We start from the raw sequence: 19,891 nt of genomic DNA on the forward strand, positions 1-19,891 counted from the left end.
CGAGGACGCCGACCAGGAGCGCGAGCAGCGCGAACGCCACCAGCGTGATCAGCACGTAGAGGACATCGGTCACCCCCTCATCGCAGCCCCCCGGACGCCGCCCTCACGGCCCCCTTGACGCTTCCTTGACGCCCCCTGGCCCCCTCTTGACGCCCCTCCTGACGGTCCTGTGGTCGCCGTCTCCCGTCGTCACAAGCAAACGGCATGCGATCCGGCCGAGTTCGCCTGCCGTTTGCTTGTGACGACGTCCCTCGGTGACCCTGAGCGGGCGTGAGGGTCAGACGTGGCCGGCGACGGCGTGGGGCCGGTAGCCGGAGCCGAGGACGTCCAGCTCGTCGGGGGTGAGGGTCAGGTCGACGGCGGCGAGGGCGTCGGTGAGGTGCTCGGGACGGGTGACGCCGACGATCGGGGAGGTCACCCCGGGCTGGGCCATCACCCAGGCCAGCGCCACCTGCGCGCGCGAGACCCCGCGTCGCTCGGCGACGGCGGCGACGTCGGCCACGATGTCGGCGTCCTCGGGCCGGTACAGCGTGGCGCCGAAGGCGTCGGTCTCGCTGCGGGCGGTGCTGGTGTCCCAGTCGCGGGTGAGGCGACCGCGGGCCAGCGGCGACCACGGCAGCAGCCCGACCCCCTGGTCGCGGCACAGCGGGTTCATCTCCCGCTCCTCCTCGCGGTAGAGCAGGTTGTAGTGGTTCTGCATCGACACGAACGGCGTCCAGCCGTGCCGCTCGGCGACGTGCTGGGCCTTCGCGAACTGCCACGCCCACATCGACGACGCCCCGAGGTAGCGCACCTTCCCGGCCCGCACGACGTCGTGCAGCGCCTCCATCGTCTCCTCGATCGGGGTGGCGGGGTCCCAGCGGTGGATCTGGTAGAGGTCGATGTGGTCGACGCCGAGGCGGCGCAGGCTCGCGTCCACCTGGTGCAGGATCGCGGCCCGCGAGAGCCCCGCGCCGAGCGGTCCGGGGTGCATCCGACCGTGCACCTTGGTGGCGATCAGCACCTCCTCGCGGCGGGCGTAGCGGGCCAGCAACCGGCCGGTGATCTCCTCCGAGGAGCCGCCGGAGTACACGTTGGCGGTGTCGAACAGCGTGACGCCGGCCTCGACGGCCGCGCGCACCAGCGGGGCGGCGTCGTCCTCGCTCATCACCCAGGGGTGGCCGCCGCGGGCGGGGTCGCCCCAGCTCATGCAGCCCAGGGTGACGGCGGAGACCTGCAGGCCGGTGGCACCGAGTCGGAGGTAGCGCATGGGTCCATTGATCCACCCGACGCCAAACCTGCTGGTTTCGCGGCCCTCCCCCGCGGAAGAGTGCGGTCCATGAGCCGCCGCCCCCACCGCCCGGTCGGGTTCCTGCCCCGCCGACGCCGCCGCGAGCGCCGCAAGCGCGACTGGGGCGAGGGCCTCGACGTCGTCGACTGCTGCGACAGCCCCTGCCTGATCGCCCACCTCGGGCTGGTCCTCACCATGCTGGTGCGCACCGCCGGCGGGTACTTCCGGGTGCCGCCGGTCACCGATGCGCCGTCGTCGCAGCGGGTGGTGCTGCGGGCGCTGCGCAGCTACCAGGCGCACGTCTCGCCGCGCCGCGGCCCGGTGTGCCACCTGGAACCCACCTGCTCGCGCTACGCGATCATCTCGGTGCGGCAGCGGGGCCTGCTGCGCTCGATCCCCGCGATGCGGGCGCGGTTCCGGGCCTGTGCGCAGGCGGGCCGGGCGGGCCGGGCCTGATCGGCAACCGATCGGGCGCGCGGCGCGTCTCCCGAGGGTGACCCCGTTGCGCGCCGCGCCCCCGCTCCCCCTGCTCCTCCTGGTCGGGCTGCTCGGGCTGCTCGGGCCCGTCCTGGCGGGGTGTGGCCTGCCGTCCCCGGGCGGCGGCCCGCAGGACCGGCTGACGCCGGCAGCAGAGACGACGACGCGCGCCCCGCGCGTCCCGATCACCCCGCTGCCGCGCTCGGAGTGGCGCCAGGGCGACCTGCCCGCGCTGTTCCCGGCGGTCGACCCCGGCGAGGGGCTGCCCGTCGGGCAGGTCGGCACGCTCTCCGACGGCACGGTGGTGAGCCTGGGACAGGGTCCGGCCGGCGAGGTGCTGGTCACGATCACCGGCCCCGACGGGCTGGCGCGCAGCCTCGCGCTCGGGATCGACGACCCCGCCGCCGTGCACGTCCGCCCCGATCCGCTGCCCCTCGCGCCGAGGGAGGTCCCGGGCGGGGTGGACGCGGGGTCTGCGGTGGTCGTGCACGAGGACCTCGGGCACGCCACCCGCGACGTCGTCGTGGCGGTGTCGTCCGACGGCGACCTCGTGGCGCTCCCGCCACCCGCCCCGGGGCTGCGTGCGAGCCGCGGCGGCCCGGAGGAGCCCACGACCGTGGTGTGGCAGATCCCCGACGGCCGGCTGGTCACGGCTCGCACCCGCCCCGAGACCCTGATCGCCCGGCTCACGGCCTGGGAGTGGACCGCCGACGCCGAGGCGTCGCCGCGGCTGGTGCCCACCGACCTCGGCGTGCTCTGCCTCGACCTGGCACGCGCCGAGTACGGCCGCTGCTGAGCGTCGCGGGCGCGGCCCGGCGCCCTACGATGAGCCGGTGAGCGCCACCCTCGTCGCCAAGGACCTCAGCGGCGGTCACGGCCACCGCGTGCTCTTCGAGGGCCTGGACCTCACCGTCGCCGCGGGCGACGTGGTGGGGGTGGTCGGGGCCAACGGCGCGGGCAAGTCCACGCTGCTGCGCCTGCTCGCCGGCGTCGACGCGCCGATGGCCGGCCGGGTGAGCACGGCCCCGGCCGACGCGTTCGTGGGCTGGCTGCCCCAGGAGCACGAGCGGGTGCCGGGGGAGACGGTGGCCGCCTACGTCGCCCGGCGCACCGGCTGCGCGGAGGCCACCGCGGCGATGGAGGCCACCGCCGCGGCGCTCGGCTCCGACGATCCGGGCGCCGACGACGCGTACGCCGTCGCGTTCGACCGGTGGATGGCCAGCGGTGCGGCCGACCTGGAGGACCGGCTCGGCCCGGTGCTCGCCGACCTCGGTCTGGCCGACGGCGTCGTGCACGGCGGGGCCCTGATGACCGACCTCTCGGGCGGCCAGGCCGCCCGGGTCGCGCTCGCCGCGCTGCTGCTCAGCCGCTTCGACGTCGTGCTGCTCGACGAACCCCCCAACGACCTCGACCTCGACGGCCTCGCCCGGCTCGAGACCTTCGTGCAGGGCCTGCGCGGCGGGGTGGTGCTGGTCAGCCACGACCGCGAGTTCCTGGCCCGCTGCGTCACGCGCATCGTCGAGCTCGACCTCGCCCAGCACCAGGTCACCGTCTACGACGGCGGCTACGAGACGTTCCTCGAGGAGCGGGCGGTGATGCGGCGTCATGCCCGCGAGGCCTACGACGAGTACGCCGCCGCCCGCGCCGACCTCGTCGCCCGTTCCCGCACGATGCGCGAGTGGAGCAGCCAGGGCGTGCGCAACGCGATGCGCAAGTCGCCCGACAACGACAAGATCCGGCGTCGCGCGGCCACCGAGTCCTCGGAGAAGCAGGCCCAGAAGGTGCGCCAGATGGAGTCGCGGATCGCCCGCCTGGAGGAGGTCGAGGAGCCCCGCAAGGAGTGGGTGCTGCAGTTCGACATCGCCCGCGCCCCCCGCTCCTCCAGCGTCGTCGCCACCCTCGACGCCGTCCTGGTGCGCCGCGGCGACTTCACCCTCGGGCCGGTCTCGCTGCAGGTCTCGGCCGGCGACCGCATCGGCATCACCGGACCCAACGGCGCCGGCAAGACCACCCTGCTGCGCCTGCTCCTCGGCGACCTCGCCCCCGACGCCGGCCGCGCCAGCCTCGGGGCGTCGGTGGAGGTCGGCGTCATCGACCAGGCCCGCACCGGCCTGGCCGACGACCTCCCGCTCGGACGGGCCTTCGAGGAGGTCGTGCCGGACCTCACCACCGAGCAGGTGCGCACCCTGCTGGCGAAGTTCGGGCTCAAGGCCGACCAGGTGGGCGCCCGCGTGGCCGCGCTCTCGCCCGGCGAGCGCACCCGCGCCGCGATGGCGCTGCTCCAGGCCCGCGGCGTCAACCTGCTCGTCCTCGACGAACCCACCAACCACCTCGACCTGCCCGCCATCGAGCAGCTCGAGCAGGCCCTGGACTCCTACGACGGCGCCCTGCTCCTGGTCTCCCACGACCGCCGGCTCCTCGCCGGCGTGAGGCTCGACCAGCGCTGGGAGGTCGACGCCGGCGCCGTCGTCGTCCGCGCGTAGGCGGTGGGTCGCCGTCCCCCGTTGCAACTAGCGAATTGTGCAACAGGGACCGCGGTACCCACCGCGGCCCCCGCACATTTCGCTCGTTGCAACGCACCCCCGGCGACCACCGACGGGCCGGGAGGGTCAGCGGGGGACGCGCACGAGCACGCGGCCGTGCAGGCACTCCATGTGGAGCTCGCGGCCGGCGCCGATGGAGTCGCCGTCGAGCTGGCGGGGGGTGTCGACGGCGGCGCGGATGGACACCGTGCGGCCGGTCATCCGGTTGACGGTGTCGTCCACCCGACGGCGCTTGGCGAGCACGCGCAGCGCGAGCGGGATCCAGGAGAAGAAGGTGCGCGGGTAGAGCAGGACGACGTCGAGGCGGCCGTCGTCGATCACCGCGTCGGGCAGCAGGGGCATGCCGGCCTGGAGGTAGCCGACGTTGCCGACCAGGATCGTGCGGGCGCGGTGCTTGGTCCACTCCCCGCCGTCGACGCTGAGCTCGACCTTCACCGCGGGGAACATCAGCGACTTCAGTGCCGAGAGCACGTAGGCCAGCCAGCCCACGCGCTTCTTGATGTCCTCGTTGACGCCCTCCATGATCGCGGCGTCGAAGCCCATGCCGGCCATGACGAGGAAGTGGGAGTCGGGGCGGTCGGCCAGCTCGCCGTCGCCGGTGACGCGCACCATGTCGATGGCGCGGTCCTGGCCGGTGAGCGCGACGTCGATGGCGGCGCGCAGGTAGAGCGGCAGCTCGAGGTTGCGGGCCAGCAGGTTGCCGGTGCCGGCGGGGATGATGCCCACCGGGATGCCGGTGCCGGCCAGCTCGGCGCACACCTCGCGCACGGTGCCGTCGCCGCCGCACACGATCACCAGGTCGGCGCCGGCCACGGCGGCCTGCTCGGCCTGCCCGGTGCCGGAGTCCTCGGGGGTCGTGAGGTACCAGGTGGGCTCCTGCCAGCCGGCCTCCACCGCCAGGCTGCGCACGGTCTCGCGGAACACCGCCTCGTCCTCCACCTTGATGGGGTTGAGCACGACGGCGAGGCGGCGCGTGCTCGGCACGGCCTGCGGCAGGGGGTCGCTCTTCTCGGCGTGGCTGCGCGGCAGGGGGGAGTACACCGCCAGACCCAGCAGGACGACGGCCGCGCCCAGCAGCGCCCCGCCGACGACGTCGCTGGGGTAGTGGCGCCCCAGCAGCACCCGGTCGAGGTACACCGCGAGCGCCACCAGCACCACCAGGCCGGTGAGGGCGCGGCGCAGCTGCGCGCGGCGGATCAGCATCGAGCCCAGCACGAGCACCACCCCGCCGAGCGCGGTGATGGAGGAGGCGTGGCCGGAGGGGAACGCGGGGTTGGTGAGCAGCTCCTCGGGGTGCTGCCACACCGGCCGGTCGCGGTCGGTGAGCGCCTTGAGCAGCGTCGTGACCAGCGACGTCGTCAGCACCGTGCCGGCGGCGAACCCCGCGGCCCGGCGGTGACCCTTGGCCACCAGCGCGATCGCGAGCACGACCGTGATCACCGTGATGCCGATCGTGCCGAAGGCGTCCTCCACGCCCAGCAGCAGCTGCCGCAGCCCGCGGTCGTCCACCGCCCAGGTCTCCGCGCCCTCGCCGCGGTGGTCGAGGTCCACCAGCCAGGCGACGTCGGTCAGCACCGCCGCGGTGAGCGCGGCCAGCGCCGCGAGCAGCCCGACGACCCAGGTCAGCAGCTGGCGCGGGGGTCGCTCGATCACGCCCGTCAGTATGGCGACGTCGCGGCCCGACGCCGAGTCCGGGCGGGTGCGACGCCGGTCACCGCGGGTCGATCCCCAGCGAGGTGTCGATGCGCTCCATCATCGCGGTGAGGGTCTCCAGCTCGGCGGGACGGGCGTAGGCGTTGAGCTGCACGACGTAGAGGCCGACCTCGGCGGGCACCACGGCGGTGTACTGGATGATCGTCAGCGGGGAGTCGCCGGCCGGGATCGTGCCGGCGTAGCGCACGGCGTCGAACCCGGCGAGCCGGAACCGGTCGGGCTCGTCCACCATCGCCTCGAACCCCGGCAGCTCGAGCAGCTCGTTGGGGGCCAGCTCCAGCAGGCGGGCGGGATCGACCGCCGCCGACCCGAGCTCGATGGCCAGCATGAGCACCCGCGGTGGCTGCTGCGGGTCGGTGCCGCCGTCGAACACGAGCGCGCCGTAGGGGGCGTAGGGCGGCTGGTCGGGGGTGAAGGTCCAGCCCGGGGCGCGGGGGACGTCGAGGAACCCGGTCGAGGGGGCCACGGTCCGCTGGGTGGCCCCGAGCCCGGCGAGGTAGGTCGCGATCGTCTCCCTGCCCGTGGTGCCGTCCGGGGTCTCCGCCGGGGTGCCGGGTGCACTCGGGCTCGTGGTCTCCGCCGGGCTCTGCGGGGCCTCCGGGGTCGTGGGGGTCTCGGAGGGGGCCTCCGTGCTCGCCGAGGGGGAGTCGGCCGATGCTCCGCCGGACCGCACGCCGGCGTCGCCGCCCGAGCAGGCGCTGATCAGCAGGGCCGTGACGGCGACGGCGGCGACCCGGGCGACCCGGGTGCGAGGGCGGGGGCGGTGCGGCTGCATGGGGTCTCCGGGGATCGTCGAGGGGCCTGACGGCCGACGTGCAGGGCTCCGAGGTCCCACGTGGGGGCACCCTAGGCCTGCGGACCTCGGGGCGTCGAGGGCCGCCAGCCCCGCGCGACGGCGGCGGGGGAGCGCCGCGGGCCCGGGTATCCGCATCGCCCGGGTGGTCGCTGCCCGATAGCCTCACGGGTGTGATCGATCCCCGTGTGCTGCGTGACGACCCCGACCTCGTGCGAGCCGCCCAGGCCAAGCGCGGGCTGTCCGCCGACGTCGTCGACGACGCGCTCGCCGCCGACGCCGACCGCCGTGCCGCCATCGCCTCCTTCGAGGCGCTGCGCGCGGAGCAGAAGGACCTCGGCAAGTCGGTGGCCAGGGCGGCCGGGGACGAGAAGGCCGCGCTGCTGGAGCGCACCCGCGCCCTGGCCGCGCAGGTGAAGGAGGCCGAGGCGGCGCGGGTGGCCGCCGACGAGCGCTGGAGCGCCGCCCTGATGGCGATCCCCAACCTCGCCGCGCCCGAGTCGCCCAGCGGTGGTGAGGACGACTACATCGTGCTCGAGACCGTCGGCACCAAGCCGGAGTTCGACTTCGAGCCCCGCGACCACGTCGAGCTCGGCCGGCTGCTCGGCGCCTTCGACCTCGAGCGCGGCGCGAAGGTGTCGGGCTCGCGGTTCTACTTCTACACCGGCATCGGCGCCCGCCTGCACCGCGCGCTGGTGAGCATGGCGCTGGACCAGGCCGCCGCCGCCGGCTTCACCGAGGTCGTGCCGCCCTCGCTGGTCAAGCCGCGCGCGATGGAGGGCACCGGCTTCCTCGGCCAGGCCGCCGACGACGTCTACCGCATCGAGGGCCAGGACCTCTACCTCGTCGGCACCTCGGAGGTGCCGATGGCGGCCTTCCACAGCGACGAGATCCTCGACGCCGCCAGCCTGCCGCTGCGCTACGCCGCCTTCAGCCCCTGCTTCCGCAAGGAGGCCGGCTCGCACGGCAAGGACACCCGGGGCATCTTCCGCGTCCACTGGTTCGACAAGGTCGAGATGTTCGTCTACACGACCCTGGCCGACGCCGAGGCCGAGCACGCGCGGCTGCTGGCCTGGGAGAAGGAGTTCATGGACAAGCTCGAGCTCCACTACCGCGTCATCGACGTCGCCGCCGGCGACCTCGGCACCTCGGCCCGGCGCAAGTTCGACTGCGAGGCCTGGATCGCCAGCCAGGGCCGCTTCCGCGAGCTGACGTCGACGTCGAACTGCACCGACTTCCAGTCCCGCCGCCTCGACACCCGGATGCGCGACGGACAAGGCGAGTCGCAGCCGGTGGCCACCCTCAACGGCACGCTGTGCTCGACCAACCGCCCGATCATCGCGCTGCTCGAGACCCACCAGCGCGCCGACGGGTCCGTGCGGGTGCCGGAGGCGCTGCGACCCTACCTCGGCGGCCTGGAGGTGCTCAGCCCGATCGGCTGAGCGCGCCCCCGATGACCGCGACCCCGCGCCCCGACTGGACCCCGCGCCTGCTCGCCCTCGACATCGACGGCACCCTGCTGGCCTGGGTCGAGGACGCCGGCGCCACCTACGAGACCATCGCCCCGCGGCTGCAGCGCGCCATCGACCGCGCCTGGGAGGCCGGCGCCCACGTCGTGCTGTCCTCGGGCCGCTCGGCGCACGGCATGACCCGCATCGCCGACCTGCTGTCCCTCAAGGGCCAGCCGGCCGACCAGCCGCTGTGGATCGTGGCCTCCAACGGCGCCGTCATCGTGCGCTACACCGTGGGCGGGGAGCCGGAGGTCGTGCACGAGGAGACCTTCGACGCCGGCCCGGCCGTGCGGGCGATCCTGGCCGAGCACCCCACCGCACGGATGGCGGTGGAGGAGCGCGGCCTGGGCTACCGCGTCACCACGCCCTTCCCCGAGGGCGAGCTGACAGGCGAGATGATCCTCACCGACGTCGACGAGCTGGTCGCCGACCCCGTGAGCCGCGTGATCGTGCGCGACCCCGACGCCACCGCCGAGGACTTCCTCAGCCTGACCTCCCGGCTCGGCCTGCACGGCACCGACTACGTCGTGGGCTGGACCGCCTGGCTCGACCTGTCTCCGGTGGGGGTCTCCAAGGCCTCGGGCCTGGAGCACGTCTGCGCCGCGCTGGGGCTCACCGCCGCCGACGTGCTGGCCATCGGCGACGGCCGCAACGACGTCGAGATGCTGGCCTGGGCCGGGCGCGGCGTCGCGATGGGCCAGGCGGTGGAGGAGGTGCGCGCGGCGGCCGACGACGTCACCGCCACCGTGCACGACGAGGGGGCGGCGGTCGAGATCGAGCGGTGGTTCGGGTGAGCGCTGCGGTCCCCGTGCTGCCCGAGCGGCTGCAGACCGAGCGGCTCCGGCTCATCCTCATCAGCCCCGACGACGCCGCCGCCATGCAGCAGGGCCGCCACGACGACGTGCGCTGGCACCCCGAGTACCCCCGGCCCGACGACGTCGCCGCGGCCTCGATGGTGCGCACCGGCGCGAACACCTTCGGGCCGCGCCACATCGTGGCCGGCACCCAGGCGGTGGGGTCCATCGGGTTCCACGCCCCGCCGGAGCTGGCGGGCGAGGAGCTCGAGGTCGGCTTCGGGCTCGTGCCCGCGGCGCGCGGTCGCGGCTTCGCCCGCGAGGCCCTGCTGGCCCTGGTCGGGGCCGTGGAGGAGCGGGGGCTGCGGGTGCGGGCCTCGGTGGCCCCCGACAACCGCCCCAGCCTGCGGGTGCTGGCGGCCTGCGGGTTCACCGACCTGCGGGGCAGCGACGAGGACGGGCACCTCGTCATGGCGCGCGTGGTGACGCGGCCGTGACCGCCCCCGAGCCCGCTCGCCGCCCCCGGCTGGTCGCCACCGACCTCGACGGCACCCTGCTGCGCTCCGACGGCACCCTGTCGGACTACACGCGGCGCGTCATCGCGGCCACCGACGAGGCCGGGGTGCCCGTCGTGTTCGTCACGGGGCGGCCGCTGCGCTGGATGCACCACCTGTGGGACGCCGTCGGGGCCCACGGGCTGGCGATCCTCGGCAACGGCGCGATCGTCTTCGACGTCGCCGCGCGCGAGGTGCGGACCCTGCACGGCTTCGCCCCCGACCCCGGTCTGGCCGTCGCGGAGCGGATCCGCGCGGCGGTGCCCGGCGTCGAGCTCGGGCTGGAGGACCTCGAGGGTCTGCTGGTCGAGAACGGCTTCGAGGGTCACCGCGCGGGGGTGCGGGTGGGCCCCTTCGCCGAGCACTGGCGCGCCCCGGCGGTGAAGCTGCTGGCGCGGCACACCACGATGCCGCCCGAGGAGCTGCAGGCCGCGGTGGTGGCCGCGGTGGGCGACGACGCCACCGCCACCTGGTCGATGCCGGGCCTGGTCGAGATCAGCGCGGCCGGGGTCACCAAGGCGTTCGCGCTGGCGCGGGTGTGCGCGGAGCTCGGCATCGACGCCGCCGACGTCGTCGCGTTCGGCGACATGCCCAACGACCTGCCGATGCTCGGCTGGGCCGGGACGGGCATCGCCGTCGCCAACGCCCACGAGCAGGTGCGGGCCGCGGCCGATCGCACCGCCCCCGCCAACGACGAGGACGGCGTCGCGCGCACCGTGGCCCCGCTGGTGGGGCTCACCGGCGATCTGGTCTCATGGGAGGCGTGACGCCCACCCCCACCTCCGACCGACGCGCCCCGCGCGCCGCGGTCGCGCTGGTCCTGAGCGCCCCGGTCCTGATGATCGCGGTCCTGGCCGCCGTCCTGTCGCCCTCGGTCGCCGTCGCGGCCCCGGCCGCCGCGCGGCCCGAGGCCTCGGTCGAGATCTTCACCGGCGTCGCCCAGGGCGGGTTCACCGCCGTTCCGGGTGACCGGACCTCGCAGCGCCTGCGGCTCACCGTCGAGGAGGTGTGGGGCGACAGCCTGCTGCGCGCCACCGAGATCGACGTCGTCGTGCCGCGCACCTTCGTGCAGCGCTGCGACCGCTCCGGTGCGGGTGACCGGCCGCCGGCCGTCGACGGTGTGCGCTACGTCGTGCGGGCCCAGCGGGTCGGGGGGGCGCTGACCGCCACCCGGTGCGCCCAGATCAAGGTCCTCACCACCGCCGAGCGGCAGCGGCTGCTCGACGTCTACGGTCAGCCGCGTCCGCCCGAGACCACCCCCGGCGGCGAGGGCCCCGCCACCCTGGACCCGGTCGTGTTCACCTGCCCCGACGACGACGCCGTGCTCGGCGAGGTCGAGGACGAGCGGGCCGCCTGCCCGTCGTTGGCCGACACCGAGGACGCCGGCCGCGCCGCCCTGCCCGGCGCCGCGGTGGCGCTGGTGGGCCTGCTCGGGCTCGTGGTCGCCCGCTGGGGAGCGCGCCGCGCGCGACGCTGAGCCGGCCGGCTCAGGGGCGCCTCAGAGGTACATGCCGCCCGAGGAGCCGGGACGCTCCTCGCCCTGCGGGGCGGGTGCGCCGGGGGTGCCGGCGCCGGGACCGAGGGCGCCCTGGGGCAGCGCCCGCCGGATCTGCTCGAACTGCGCCCGGGCGGCCATCTGCTGGGCGGAGATCGCGGTCTGGATGCCGTGGAACAGGCCCTCCAACCAGCCCACCAGCTGGGCCTGGGCGATGCGCAGCTCGCCCTCCGAGGGCGTGGTGCCCTCGGCGAAGGGCAGCGAGAGCCGCCGCAGCTCCTCCACGAGCTCGGGGGCCAGGCCCTGCTCGAGCTCGGTGATCGAGGACTGGTGGATCTCCTTGAGGCGGTTGCGGCTGGCCTCGTCGAGCGGGGCCGCCTTCACCTCCTCCAGCAGCTGGCGGATCATCGACCCGATCCGCATGACCTTGGCCGGCTGCTCCACCAGGTCGGTGAGACCCCGCTCGCCGTCGTCCTCGCCCGGCGCCGCCCCGTCGATCGGGGCGGTGGCCATGAGGATGATCGGCTGCTCGCCGTCACCGGTGGGGGCGGCCTGCGACTCGGGCTGCTGGTCCTGCGTCATGATCCCCACCGTAGCCAACCCCTCCGACCACCCACGCCCCTCCCGGGGTGGGGCCCGGCCCGGCTCGGGGGCGTGTGGCGTCAGAGCGTGAGGACGATCTTGCCGCTGTGGCCGCCGGCGTCCATCAGCTCGTGGGCCTGGCGCACCTCCTCCAGCGGCAGTACCCGGTCGATGATCGCGCGCACGGCGCCGGACTCGACCAGCGGCCAGACGTGCTCCTCCACCGCCCGGCAGATGGTGCCCTTGCCGGCCACCGGACGCCCGCGCAGCGACGTCGCGATCACCGCGCCGCGCTTGGCCAGCAGGGTGCCGATGGGCAGCTCGCCCTTCGCGCCGCCCTGCATGCCGATGATCACCAGCCGGCCCTCGGTGGCCAGCGCCTCGACGTTGCGGGGCAGGTACTTGGCGCCCATGTTGTCGAGGATGACGTCGGCGCCCCGGCCCTGGGTGGCCTCGCGGGTGCGGGCCACGAAGTCGTCCTCGCGGTAGTCGATGGCCAGGGTGGCGCCGAGGTCCTCGCACAGCTGCCGCTTCGCGGCGCTGCCGGCGGTGGTGAGCACGCGGATGCCGAGGGCGTGGGCCAGCTGGATCGCCATGGTGCCGATGCCGCCCGCACCGCCGTGCACCAGGAAGGTCTCCTCGGCCTGCAGCCCGGCCACCATGAACACGTTCGACCACACCGTGCAGGCCACCTCGGGCAGCGCGGCGGCGGTGACCAGGTCGATCCCGGCGGGCACCCGCATCACCTGCGGGGCCGGCACGACGACGCGCGAGGCGTACCCGCCGCCGGCCAGCAGCGCGCACACCGGCTGCCCGACCTCGAGGCCGGTCACGCCCTCGCCCAGCGCGGCGACGGTGCCGCTGCACTCCAGGCCGATGACGTCGCTCGCGCCCGGCGGCGGGGGGTAGAAGCCCTGGCGCTGGAGGGTGTCGGCGCGGTTCACCGCGGTCGCGACGACGTCGATCGCCACCTCGCCGGGTCCGGGCTGCACGTCCGGCAGCTCGGCCACCTCCAGCACCTCGGGTCCACCGGCACCGTTCGTCACGATCGCGCGCATCACTCCTCCTCCTCGCTGTCGTCGTCGCTGTCGTCGCCGTCCTCGGCGTCGTCGTCCGTGGTCAGGGCGCCGCCCAGGGCGAGCGGGTCGACGTCGTCGGGCTCGACGTCGTCGTCCTCGACCTCCGCGGCCGGCTTGTCCCAGGCCTCGGCCAGCTCGGTGGCCCGCGCGGCGAGCCGCTCGACGGTCGCGGGCCCGGCGCCGCGGCTCGCGGCCGCATAGCCCAGCAGGTAGGCGGTGACCGGGCCGGCGAGCCGGTCGACGTTGTCGTGGGCGACCTCGGCGAGGTCGTTCACCAGGCCCTCGTCGACCTCGGTCTCGAGGTCGAGCAGATCGCAGAGCTCATCGATCCAGTCGTGGAGGTTCACGGGCACCAGCCTGTCGAGCGCGCCCCGCGCGCCGCAACCCGGGTCACCCCGGCGGGCGTCCGCCCAGCCCGTCGGACCTCAGGCGTCGGCGAGGTCGCGCAGGTCGTCCCACCCGTCGACGTCGCGGTGCTCCTCGCCGCGCGCCGCCTCGGGGATGAGTCGCAGCGCGTCCAGCAGCACCCGCAGCGGCAGCCCGTGGCGCTCCTCCAGCCCGGGCACGGCGGCCGCGACGGCGTCGCGGCGCGCCACGAACGCCAGCTGCCGGCGTCCGTCGGGATCCACGAGCACGGCGCCGTCGCCGCCCTGCGCGGCCGTGCGGCGCAGCCGCTGCACGGTGCCGAAGGTGACGCGCGGCATGTCGACCGCCAGCACCACCAGCCACGGCGCGGTCGCGAGGTGCTCCAGACCGGCCCCCAGTGCGGCGACGGGGCCCCCGAAGGCGGGGTCCTCGCGCACGAACGTCACCGGACGCTCGGTCGGCACCGGGTCGCCCACCACCACCACGTCGGCGGCGTCCACGACGGCGTCGAGGGCGTGGGCCAGCAGGGTGCGGCCGTGCAGCTCGATGCCGGCCTTATCGACGCCGCCCAGCCGGGTCGCGCGCCCGCCGGCGAGCACGATCGCGCCGCACGACTCCCACATGCCCTCCAGACTGCCAGCGATCGGGCCGCGACGTGCCACTCTGGTGCGGTGAGCGACGTGATCCGCATCGCCCTCGTGCAGACGGCGGCCGACCTCGACCCGGCCGTCAACCGCGCCCGCCTGGCCGGGACGGACACCGGCGACGCCGACCTGGTCGTGTGGCCCGAGGCGGCGGCCCGCGACTTCGGCGCCCCCGGCTCCGACGTCGCCCCCTACGCCGAGTCGCCCGATGGCCCGTTCGCCACCGCGCTCGAGGCCGCGGCGGGGTCGGCCGTGGCCGTAGCGGGGATGTTCGAGACCGGCCCCGACCCCGAGCGGCCCTTCAACACCCTGCTCGTGCGCGGCGCCGGCGGGTCTGTCCGCGCCTCCTACCGCAAGGTGCACCTCTACGACTCCTTCGGCTACCGCGAGTCCGACCGCCTGGCCGCCGGCCCGCTCGAGCCGTGCGTGGTCGACGTGCACGGCTGGCGGGTGGGTCTGATGACCTGCTACGACCTGCGCTTCCCCGAGTGGGCCCGGCTGCTGGTGGACGCCGGTGCCGAGCTGCTCGTCGTGCCCGCCGCCTGGGTGGCCGGCCCACGCAAGGTCGACCACTGGCGCACGCTGCTGCGCGCCCGCGCGATCGAGAACACCGTGTGGGTGGCCGCCTGCGGGCAGCCGGCCCCCCGCTACACCGGCCACTCGGTCGTCGTCGACCCGTGGGGCGAGGTGCGGGCCGAGGCCGGCGACGGCGAGCAGGTGCTGCACGCCACGATCACGCGCGACGTGCTCGACGACGCCCGCGCCACCAACCCCTCGCTGCGCAACCGGCGGCTCGGACCGGCGGCGAGCCGATGACCGGGTCCGAGGGGGCGACGCCGGTAGGGTCGAACGACGTGCCCGCCCCCACGACCGAGACCTCCACCGCCGGGACGCCCGCGCCCCCCGCGTCCGCGAACCCGTTCGCCGCGCTGGGGTCGGATCCCTCGGGCCGGCTCGCGCGGCTCGGCACGGCGGCGTGGCCCTGGCGGCTGGGCGCGCTGCTGGGCGTGCTGGCGCTCGCCGCCCTTGTGGCCGCCGCGGTGCCCGTGGGCCCGGACTGGTGGGCCGACGCCGGCGCGGTCACGATCTCGACCCTGTCCGCCGCTGCGCTGGCCGCGCGCGTGGGCGGCCGGCCGCTGCGCCTCGGCGGCCTCGCGCTCGTGCTCGGCGCGCTCACCCTGGTGCTCGACACCGACCCGCTGCGCGCCGGCGCCGCCGTGCTCACCTGTGCCGCCGCGGCGATGCTCGGCGTCGTCGTCACGGTGCCCGCCGCCACCTACGGCGCCGCCGTGCGCGAGGCGCTGCTCGCCGTCCTGGTCGCGGCCGCCGGCGGCCTGGCCGCGCTGGGCTACGCCCCCGGCGTCGACCTCACCCGCTTCGAGTACGCCTCCTTCGGCATCGCCCTGCTCGGCGTGCTCGGCGTCGTCTACCGCCTCGGCGCGGGCTTCCACGGCCTCGGACGCCGCGGCCAGGCCATCGCGCTGGTCGGCGCCCTCGGGGTGCTCGGCACCGCTCTGTACGGCGAGCTGCTGCGTCGCTACGGCACCCCCGGACTGGTCGACCAGCTCACCGACGTCGTGGCCTGGAGCCGCGACACCCTCGGCGCCTTCCCCCGCCCCATCGCGACCCTGCTCGGCGTGCCGGCCCTCATCTGGGGGGTGCACATGCGGGCCCGGCGCCGTCAGGGCTGGTGGCTGTGCGCTTTCGGCGTGACCGCCACCGCCGCCGCCGCCAACGGCTTGGCCAACCCGGCCACCGACTACACCGAGGCCGCGCTCGTGGTCGCCTACGGCCTGCTCCTCGGCGCCGTCGTCGCCTACCTGCTCGTGCGCGGCGACCAGATGGTCACCGGCGGCGGCAGCTCCCGCGGCCGTCGCAGCCGCGTCGCCGAGCGCAGCACCGCCGTACGTCCCGAGCCGAGGCGCACCGCCACCTTGCTCTGAGCACCGCCGTGGGTGGTGGCCGTCTCCCGTTGTCACCAGCGGCAAGCCCCGGTTTCGGGCCGATATCGGTGCATTCCGCTGGTGACAACGGGGACGAGCAGCCCAGCGTCAGGCGAGGGGCTCCCACTCGGAGCCGTTCCAGCGCCACCTGCCGTCCTCGCTGATCGCGCCGGGGGTGGGCTGGCCGGCCGGGTAGGCCGGGGTGCCGACCGGCACGGCGGCGGTGACGTCGGGGTTGGGGCGGGCCACCGGCGTCTTCTTGTAGCGGGCCTGGCGCTGGGCCACGCGCTCGCGGGCCTTCGCGACCAGCTCGGGGTCGAGCGCGTCGAGGGCGGTGAGGCCCTGCATGCGGCGCATGACCTGCTCGTAGCCGTCGGTGGAGCCGTCGAAGAACACGACGTTGCCCACGCCGTCCTTGGCGACGTCGCGCAGGGTCTCGGTCCACATCTGGAACGACAGGACGCCGGGGTCCACCCCCTGGGCGGCGAGCTCGTCGGCGGCCTCGGCGAAACCGGCGGCCAGCGCCCGGCGGAACGACGCCAGTCCCTCTCCGCGCAGCCGGGCGGCCTCGGCCTCGTTCTCGGCGGCGATCTTGATCGCCGCACCCTCGGCCTCGGCCTCCTTGGTGCGCCGGATCAGCAGCGCCTGGCCCTCGAACTCCGCGGCTGTCTGGGCGTTCTTGGCCGCGACCACCCGCGACATCGACTGCATGACCTCGGCGTCGAAGGCGATGTCGTTCACCGTGAGGTCGATCAGGGTGTAGCCCCAGGAGGCCAGCTGCTCGTCGAGGGAGTCCTTGGCGTGGGCCACGATCGTGCCGCGTAGCCCCAGCACCTCGGCCTGCAGGTTGGTGGCCACGAACTCGCGCACCGAGGCCTCCACCGCGCTGGTGAGGGCGGTGGAGAAGGCGCGGGAGTCGACGAAGGCGAACGCGACGCGCTGGATGGTCTCGGCCTGGTGGTCGGAGACGGTGAAGATGATGGTCGCGGTGAAGTGGACGTTGGCCTGGTCGCGGGTGATCGCCGCGAACTGCAGCTGGGCGGTCTGGTTCTGCACCGGCACCTTGGAGTGGATCTGCTCGAGGAGCGGGATCACGAAGTTCAGGCCGGGGGAGAGCACCCGCCGGTACTTGCCGAACATCGTGACGACGCCGACGTGCGCCTGGTCGATCGTGCGGATCGAGAGCACGGCGAGCAGCACCAGCAGGGCCAGCAGGACGAGTGAGACGATGCCGGCGGTTCCGAGAGAGTCCATGGGACGCCTCCTCCTAGCGGGCGCGGGGCCCGGTCGTGTGGGTGGGCCCAGCATGGTGCCCCGGGGGCGCCGTTGTCATCGCGTGGATCGCCGCTGGCAGAGGGGGCGGGATTCGAACCCGCGGTAGGTCTCCCTACGACCGCTTTCAAGGCGGTTCCGATCGGCCACTCCGGCACCCCTCCACGGCCCGCGCGGCCGAGGCCGGAGGACCGGCGCCGAGTCTAGGACGTCAGGGGTGCAGGACCACCAGCACGTCGCCCTCCTGCACGACGTCGCCGGGCGCGACCTTGATCTCCGCGACGGTGCCGCCGTGCTCGGCCAGCACGGGGATCTCCATCTTCATCGACTCCAGGAGCACCACCTCCTGGCCGGCCGCGACCGGGTCGCCCTCACCGACCCCCACCTGGAGGACGGCGGCCACCATCTCGGCGACGATCTCGATGCGCTGTGCAGCCATGCAGCCGAACCTAGGCGTTACCGCCGGGTACCCGAACTCGCCCGGCCGGGGCCGGCGGTCCGCGCGCCGGCGGGCCGCCCGGCGGGTGGGGGCGCTCGGGGAGAATGGCGGGGTGAGTGCCGAGTCCGTCCCGCCCGCCCCCGCCTCGCAGTACCGTCTCGCGCCGGTGCTCGCCACCCGCCTGGTGGGCAGTGCGCTGGTCGCGCTGGCGCTGGTCGTCTTCCTGCTCACCGCGCTGTCCTTCGCGCTGGACTGGCCGCGCGACCCGATCCTGGTCGTGGTCGGACTCGGTCTGGCCGCGGTCTTCGGCCTCGGCGGCTGGCTGCGGGGCCCGGCCAGCGTCGTGCGGCTCGACGACGCCGGCTACCGCGTGCGCCTCATCCGGGGTGCCGGGGTGAAGCAGGGCGCCTGGTCGGAGGTCTCCGAGGCCTCCGCGCAGACCCGGCACGGGCTGCGCGTCGTCGTGCTGGAGCGTCACGACGGCCGCGAGACGGTGATCCCCGTCGACGCCCTGGCCGCCGACCGGGAGCACTTCGCCGACGCCGTCCGCGCGCGACTGCGGGCCGCCCACGGCTGACGCCCCGCCGGAGCGGGCCGGGGTCGGCCGACGGGCGGGCGACGGGCGGGCGACGGGCGGGCGATTCGCCCCGGGCCCGCGCGGCGCGCTAGCCTGAGGCCGCGACTGCGGTGCGAGCCGATGGTCGTGTGGAGGCGTCGCCTAGTCCGGTCTATGGCGCCCGCCTGCTAAGCGGGTTTGGGGTAAAACCCATCGCGGGTTCAAATCCCGCCGCCTCCGCGTCGAGCCCGTCACCGCTCCGGTGGCGGGCTCCGAGGTTTTCCCCCGATTCCCACGGTTCCCGATGGTTTGGCCGCCGCGGTGGCAGGGTATCGATGAGCCACGCGTGCGGATCGGGCTGCACCGGGTGCTCGACACCATCGACTGTGAACGGTCCTGGTGCGGTGCGTGGCGCTGAGGCCGCGGATCGTGTCAGGGCCCGGGGGGCCGGTCGGCCCGAGGAGGAGAAGCAGGGATGCGCATGCTGAAGAAGGTGGCTCTGGTCCTGGCCAGCGCCACGATGGTCGTGGGACTGGCCTCGGTCGAGGCCCCGACGGCCCACGCCGGCGACACCGGATGGGGTTGCGGCAACTGCCGTCCCGGCCGCTGAGGCCGGCACCGACCACGACGACGAGGGCGCCCTCCCGGCAGCGGGAGGGCGCCCTCGTCGCGTCCTGCTGTGGCGGACGGGCTGCCCGTGGGCGGTGGCTCAGTCCCCGTCAGGTGGGATCGCCGGGTCGTCGGTGGGGTCGTCGGTGGGGTCGGCCGGCTCCTCCAGACCGGTCACCTGCGCCCGTCCCATCGTGTAGCCCAGCTGGAAACGCGTCTCGGCGTCGTACTCGGCCTTGAGGTCGGCGACGTAGCCGGCGAAGGTGCGGGGGCTCACGCCCAGCCGCTTGGCGCTGACGGGGTCGGAGTGGCCCTCGATGAGCATGCGGATCGTCATGGCCCGCTGTTCGTTGGCGATGTCGGCGAGCACCGCGCTCTCCCGGTCGCCGAAGGGGCGGGCGCGCTCCCAGCTGCGCTCGAACATGTCCACCAGGAAGGCCACGATCGCCGGCTCGCGCACGGCCAGCGCCACCGAGTGGTCCTCGGTGGCCGGGATGATGGCGATGCGCCGGTCGGCGATGATCATGCGCCGGAAGAACTCGTCGAGCGTGCGCACCTGGGCCCCGCGTGCCGTCACGGCCGCGACGTACTTCTGCGTGACCGAGGAGCGCCGTGCGCTGTGCTGGTAGAGCGTGCGCAGCTTCGCGCCGCGCTCGAGCAGCGCGGTGTCACGCAGCGCGGCGGCGGCGATGGTCTGGGCGTCGCGCCCGATCTGGGGCTGGGCGGTGAGCACCTCCTCGCGTGCCTCGGCCACCATGCCGGCGATGAAGGGGTTGATGGTGGTGGCCCGCAGGTAGGTGAACAGGTCGCTGCTCTGCGCGGCGGGGGAGCGGCGGTAGGCCTGAGCCAGGGTGCCGAGCGCACGCGACAGGGCCGCGGACTCCTCCAGCAGCCGGGTGCCCTCCTGGGTCATCGGTGACACGACGCCGGCCTGCACGGTGGCCGGGTCGGCCGCACGCCACACCTCGCCCTCGCGGTGCAGCAGGCCGAGCTCGACCAGCACGTCGAAGGCGGGTCGCTCGGCGGCGTCGTCGGCCAGCCGGGGGTCGTCGGCGCGCAGGCCGTCCTCGGCCACGGCGTCCTCGTAGAGCCCGACGGCGGTGGACTCCAGCAGTGCGCGCTCGTGGGGCCCGGGGGTGTTCACGCCGGTGTCCTCTCGCCTGGGGGATGGGTCCGACGCGCAGGTGCGTCGGAAGGGGCGGGGGGCCTCGGCGTCCGTGCGGGCGCCGTCGTCCCGCATCGTGCCACAAC

General features: G+C 75.0%; 22 protein-coding genes and 2 tRNA genes. 13 read left to right on the forward strand and 11 right to left on the reverse strand.

From position 1 onward, the window contains the following. Positions 1–277: 277 nt before the first annotated feature. Complete coding sequence (locus ACERUJ_RS18355; RefSeq protein WP_370250354.1) at positions 278–1,249, reverse strand: aldo/keto reductase; 972 nt, start codon at positions 1,247–1,249, stop codon at positions 278–280. Positions 1,250–1,318: 69 nt separating this feature from the next. Between ACERUJ_RS18355 and yidD the strand changes: the two genes are divergently transcribed. The 3 genes from yidD to ACERUJ_RS18370 are packed head-to-tail and all read left to right on the forward strand — an operon-like array spanning position 1,319 to position 4,230. Further along, entirely contained in the window at positions 1,319–1,726 is a 408-nt protein-coding gene (yidD, locus tag ACERUJ_RS18360; RefSeq protein ID WP_370250356.1) for a membrane protein insertion efficiency factor YidD, read from the forward strand. A gap of 46 nt (positions 1,727–1,772) precedes the next feature. Continuing rightward, positions 1,773–2,543: a hypothetical protein gene (locus ACERUJ_RS18365; RefSeq protein WP_370250357.1), complete on the forward strand. Its 771-nt coding sequence runs from the start codon at positions 1,773–1,775 to the stop codon at positions 2,541–2,543. 37 nt (positions 2,544–2,580) lie between these two features. Then, positions 2,581–4,230 (forward strand): ABC-F family ATP-binding cassette domain-containing protein, encoded by a 1,650-nt coding sequence (locus ACERUJ_RS18370; RefSeq protein ID WP_370250358.1) that lies wholly within the window; start codon positions 2,581–2,583, stop codon positions 4,228–4,230. 126 nt (positions 4,231–4,356) lie between these two features. Here the strand turns inward: ACERUJ_RS18370 and ACERUJ_RS18375 are convergent, their stop codons facing one another. Continuing rightward, positions 4,357–5,943: a diacylglycerol kinase family protein gene (locus ACERUJ_RS18375; RefSeq protein WP_370250360.1), complete on the reverse strand. Its 1,587-nt coding sequence runs from the start codon at positions 5,941–5,943 to the stop codon at positions 4,357–4,359. A 58-nt stretch (positions 5,944–6,001) separates the two neighbouring features. Next, positions 6,002–6,778: an LpqN/LpqT family lipoprotein gene (locus tag ACERUJ_RS18380; RefSeq protein ID WP_370250361.1), complete on the reverse strand. Its 777-nt coding sequence runs from the start codon at positions 6,776–6,778 to the stop codon at positions 6,002–6,004. 191 nt (positions 6,779–6,969) lie between these two features. Between ACERUJ_RS18380 and serS the strand changes: the two genes are divergently transcribed. From serS to ACERUJ_RS18405, 5 genes are read left to right on the forward strand one after another with little or no spacing between them, the layout of a single operon-like run. Continuing rightward, entirely contained in the window at positions 6,970–8,238 is a 1,269-nt protein-coding gene (gene serS / locus ACERUJ_RS18385) for a serine--tRNA ligase (RefSeq protein WP_370250363.1), read from the forward strand. A gap of 11 nt (positions 8,239–8,249) precedes the next feature. After that, complete coding sequence (locus ACERUJ_RS18390; protein WP_370250365.1) at positions 8,250–9,101, forward strand: HAD family hydrolase; 852 nt, start codon at positions 8,250–8,252, stop codon at positions 9,099–9,101. Next, positions 9,098–9,598 (forward strand): GNAT family N-acetyltransferase, encoded by a 501-nt coding sequence (locus ACERUJ_RS18395; RefSeq protein WP_370250367.1) that lies wholly within the window; start codon positions 9,098–9,100, stop codon positions 9,596–9,598. Before ACERUJ_RS18390 ends, ACERUJ_RS18395 begins: the two co-directional genes overlap by 4 nt. After that, positions 9,595–10,422: an HAD family hydrolase gene (locus ACERUJ_RS18400; RefSeq protein WP_370250369.1), complete on the forward strand. Its 828-nt coding sequence runs from the start codon at positions 9,595–9,597 to the stop codon at positions 10,420–10,422. Before ACERUJ_RS18395 ends, ACERUJ_RS18400 begins: the two co-directional genes overlap by 4 nt. Further along, entirely contained in the window at positions 10,419–11,132 is a 714-nt protein-coding gene (locus ACERUJ_RS18405; protein WP_370250370.1) for a hypothetical protein, read from the forward strand. The genes ACERUJ_RS18400 and ACERUJ_RS18405 overlap by 4 nt, the downstream gene beginning before the upstream one ends. A 21-nt stretch (positions 11,133–11,153) precedes the next feature. Here the strand turns inward: ACERUJ_RS18405 and ACERUJ_RS18410 are convergent, their stop codons facing one another. The 4 genes from ACERUJ_RS18410 to ACERUJ_RS18425 form a co-directional block, all read right to left on the reverse strand. Then, positions 11,154–11,732, reverse strand: coding sequence for a bacterial proteasome activator family protein (locus ACERUJ_RS18410; protein ID WP_370250371.1), 579 nt, complete (start codon positions 11,730–11,732; stop codon positions 11,154–11,156). Between the two features lie 80 nt (positions 11,733–11,812). Next, complete coding sequence (locus ACERUJ_RS18415; protein WP_370250372.1) at positions 11,813–12,790, reverse strand: NAD(P)H-quinone oxidoreductase; 978 nt, start codon at positions 12,788–12,790, stop codon at positions 11,813–11,815. After that, on the reverse strand, positions 12,790–13,158 hold the full coding sequence (locus tag ACERUJ_RS18420; RefSeq protein ID WP_370250373.1) for a DUF6457 domain-containing protein: 369 nt from the start codon (positions 13,156–13,158) through the stop codon (positions 12,790–12,792). The genes ACERUJ_RS18415 and ACERUJ_RS18420 overlap by 1 nt, the downstream gene beginning before the upstream one ends. 78 nt (positions 13,159–13,236) lie before the next feature. Further along, positions 13,237–13,800: a molybdenum cofactor guanylyltransferase gene (locus ACERUJ_RS18425; protein WP_370250375.1), complete on the reverse strand. Its 564-nt coding sequence runs from the start codon at positions 13,798–13,800 to the stop codon at positions 13,237–13,239. A 48-nt stretch (positions 13,801–13,848) separates the two neighbouring features. Between ACERUJ_RS18425 and ACERUJ_RS18430 the strand changes: the two genes are divergently transcribed. Both ACERUJ_RS18430 and ACERUJ_RS18435 read left to right on the forward strand, forming a co-directional pair. Then, a complete protein-coding gene (locus ACERUJ_RS18430) occupies positions 13,849–14,637 on the forward strand; it encodes a carbon-nitrogen hydrolase family protein (protein ID WP_370250376.1) in 789 nt (262 codons plus the stop codon). Positions 14,638–14,675: 38 nt separating this feature from the next. Then, positions 14,676–15,764, forward strand: coding sequence for a hypothetical protein (locus ACERUJ_RS18435; RefSeq protein WP_370250378.1), 1,089 nt, complete (start codon positions 14,676–14,678; stop codon positions 15,762–15,764). Between the two features lie 108 nt (positions 15,765–15,872). Here ACERUJ_RS18435 and ACERUJ_RS18440 read toward each other — a convergent pair whose 3' ends face one another. The 3 genes from ACERUJ_RS18440 to ACERUJ_RS18450 form a co-directional block, all read right to left on the reverse strand. Then, the gene (locus ACERUJ_RS18440) at positions 15,873–17,018 is read right to left on the reverse strand and encodes an SPFH domain-containing protein (protein ID WP_370250379.1); all 1,146 of its coding nucleotides are present in this window, start codon (positions 17,016–17,018) and stop codon (positions 15,873–15,875) included. A gap of 94 nt (positions 17,019–17,112) precedes the next feature. After that, positions 17,113–17,200, reverse strand: a tRNA-Ser gene (locus ACERUJ_RS18445). Between the two features lie 47 nt (positions 17,201–17,247). After that, complete coding sequence (locus ACERUJ_RS18450; RefSeq protein ID WP_370250380.1) at positions 17,248–17,475, reverse strand: biotin/lipoyl-binding carrier protein; 228 nt, start codon at positions 17,473–17,475, stop codon at positions 17,248–17,250. Positions 17,476–17,587: 112 nt separating this feature from the next. On the opposite strand from ACERUJ_RS18450, the gene ACERUJ_RS18455 reads away from it, so the two are divergent. The 3 genes from ACERUJ_RS18455 (at position 17,588) to ACERUJ_RS18465 (ending at position 18,641) form a co-directional block, all read left to right on the forward strand. After that, on the forward strand, positions 17,588–18,052 hold the full coding sequence (locus tag ACERUJ_RS18455) for a hypothetical protein (protein ID WP_370250382.1): 465 nt from the start codon (positions 17,588–17,590) through the stop codon (positions 18,050–18,052). 130 nt (positions 18,053–18,182) lie between these two features. Beyond that, positions 18,183–18,271 (forward strand) — tRNA-Ser (locus ACERUJ_RS18460). A gap of 235 nt (positions 18,272–18,506) precedes the next feature. Beyond that, positions 18,507–18,641: a hypothetical protein gene (locus tag ACERUJ_RS18465; protein ID WP_370250383.1), complete on the forward strand. Its 135-nt coding sequence runs from the start codon at positions 18,507–18,509 to the stop codon at positions 18,639–18,641. Between the two features lie 99 nt (positions 18,642–18,740). Here the strand turns inward: ACERUJ_RS18465 and ACERUJ_RS18470 are convergent, their stop codons facing one another. Next, positions 18,741–19,784, reverse strand: coding sequence for a LuxR family transcriptional regulator (locus ACERUJ_RS18470; protein ID WP_370250384.1), 1,044 nt, complete (start codon positions 19,782–19,784; stop codon positions 18,741–18,743). Positions 19,785–19,891: the final 107 nt, after the last annotated feature.

It is taken from the genome of Nocardioides sp., from assembly GCF_964228225.1.
Lineage (GTDB): Bacteria > Actinomycetota > Actinomycetes > Propionibacteriales > Nocardioidaceae > Nocardioides.

Coding starts and splice junctions, on each gene's coding strand:
- ACERUJ_RS18355 (WP_370250354.1), bottom strand. CDS start 1,249: ATGCGCTACCTCCGACTCGGTGCCACCGGCCTGCAGGTCTCCGCCGTC.
- yidD (WP_370250356.1), top strand. CDS start 1,319: ATGAGCCGCCGCCCCCACCGCCCGGTCGGGTTCCTGCCCCGCCGACGC.
- ACERUJ_RS18380 (WP_370250361.1), bottom strand. CDS start 6,778: ATGCAGCCGCACCGCCCCCGCCCTCGCACCCGGGTCGCCCGGGTCGCC.
- ACERUJ_RS18390 (WP_370250365.1), top strand. CDS start 8,250: ATGACCGCGACCCCGCGCCCCGACTGGACCCCGCGCCTGCTCGCCCTC.
- ACERUJ_RS18410 (WP_370250371.1), bottom strand. CDS start 11,732: ATGACGCAGGACCAGCAGCCCGAGTCGCAGGCCGCCCCCACCGGTGAC.
- ACERUJ_RS18415 (WP_370250372.1), bottom strand. CDS start 12,790: ATGCGCGCGATCGTGACGAACGGTGCCGGTGGACCCGAGGTGCTGGAG.
- ACERUJ_RS18425 (WP_370250375.1), bottom strand. CDS start 13,800: ATGTGGGAGTCGTGCGGCGCGATCGTGCTCGCCGGCGGGCGCGCGACC.
- ACERUJ_RS18440 (WP_370250379.1), bottom strand. CDS start 17,018: ATGGACTCTCTCGGAACCGCCGGCATCGTCTCACTCGTCCTGCTGGCC.
- ACERUJ_RS18450 (WP_370250380.1), bottom strand. CDS start 17,475: ATGGCTGCACAGCGCATCGAGATCGTCGCCGAGATGGTGGCCGCCGTC.
- ACERUJ_RS18465 (WP_370250383.1), top strand. CDS start 18,507: ATGCGCATGCTGAAGAAGGTGGCTCTGGTCCTGGCCAGCGCCACGATG.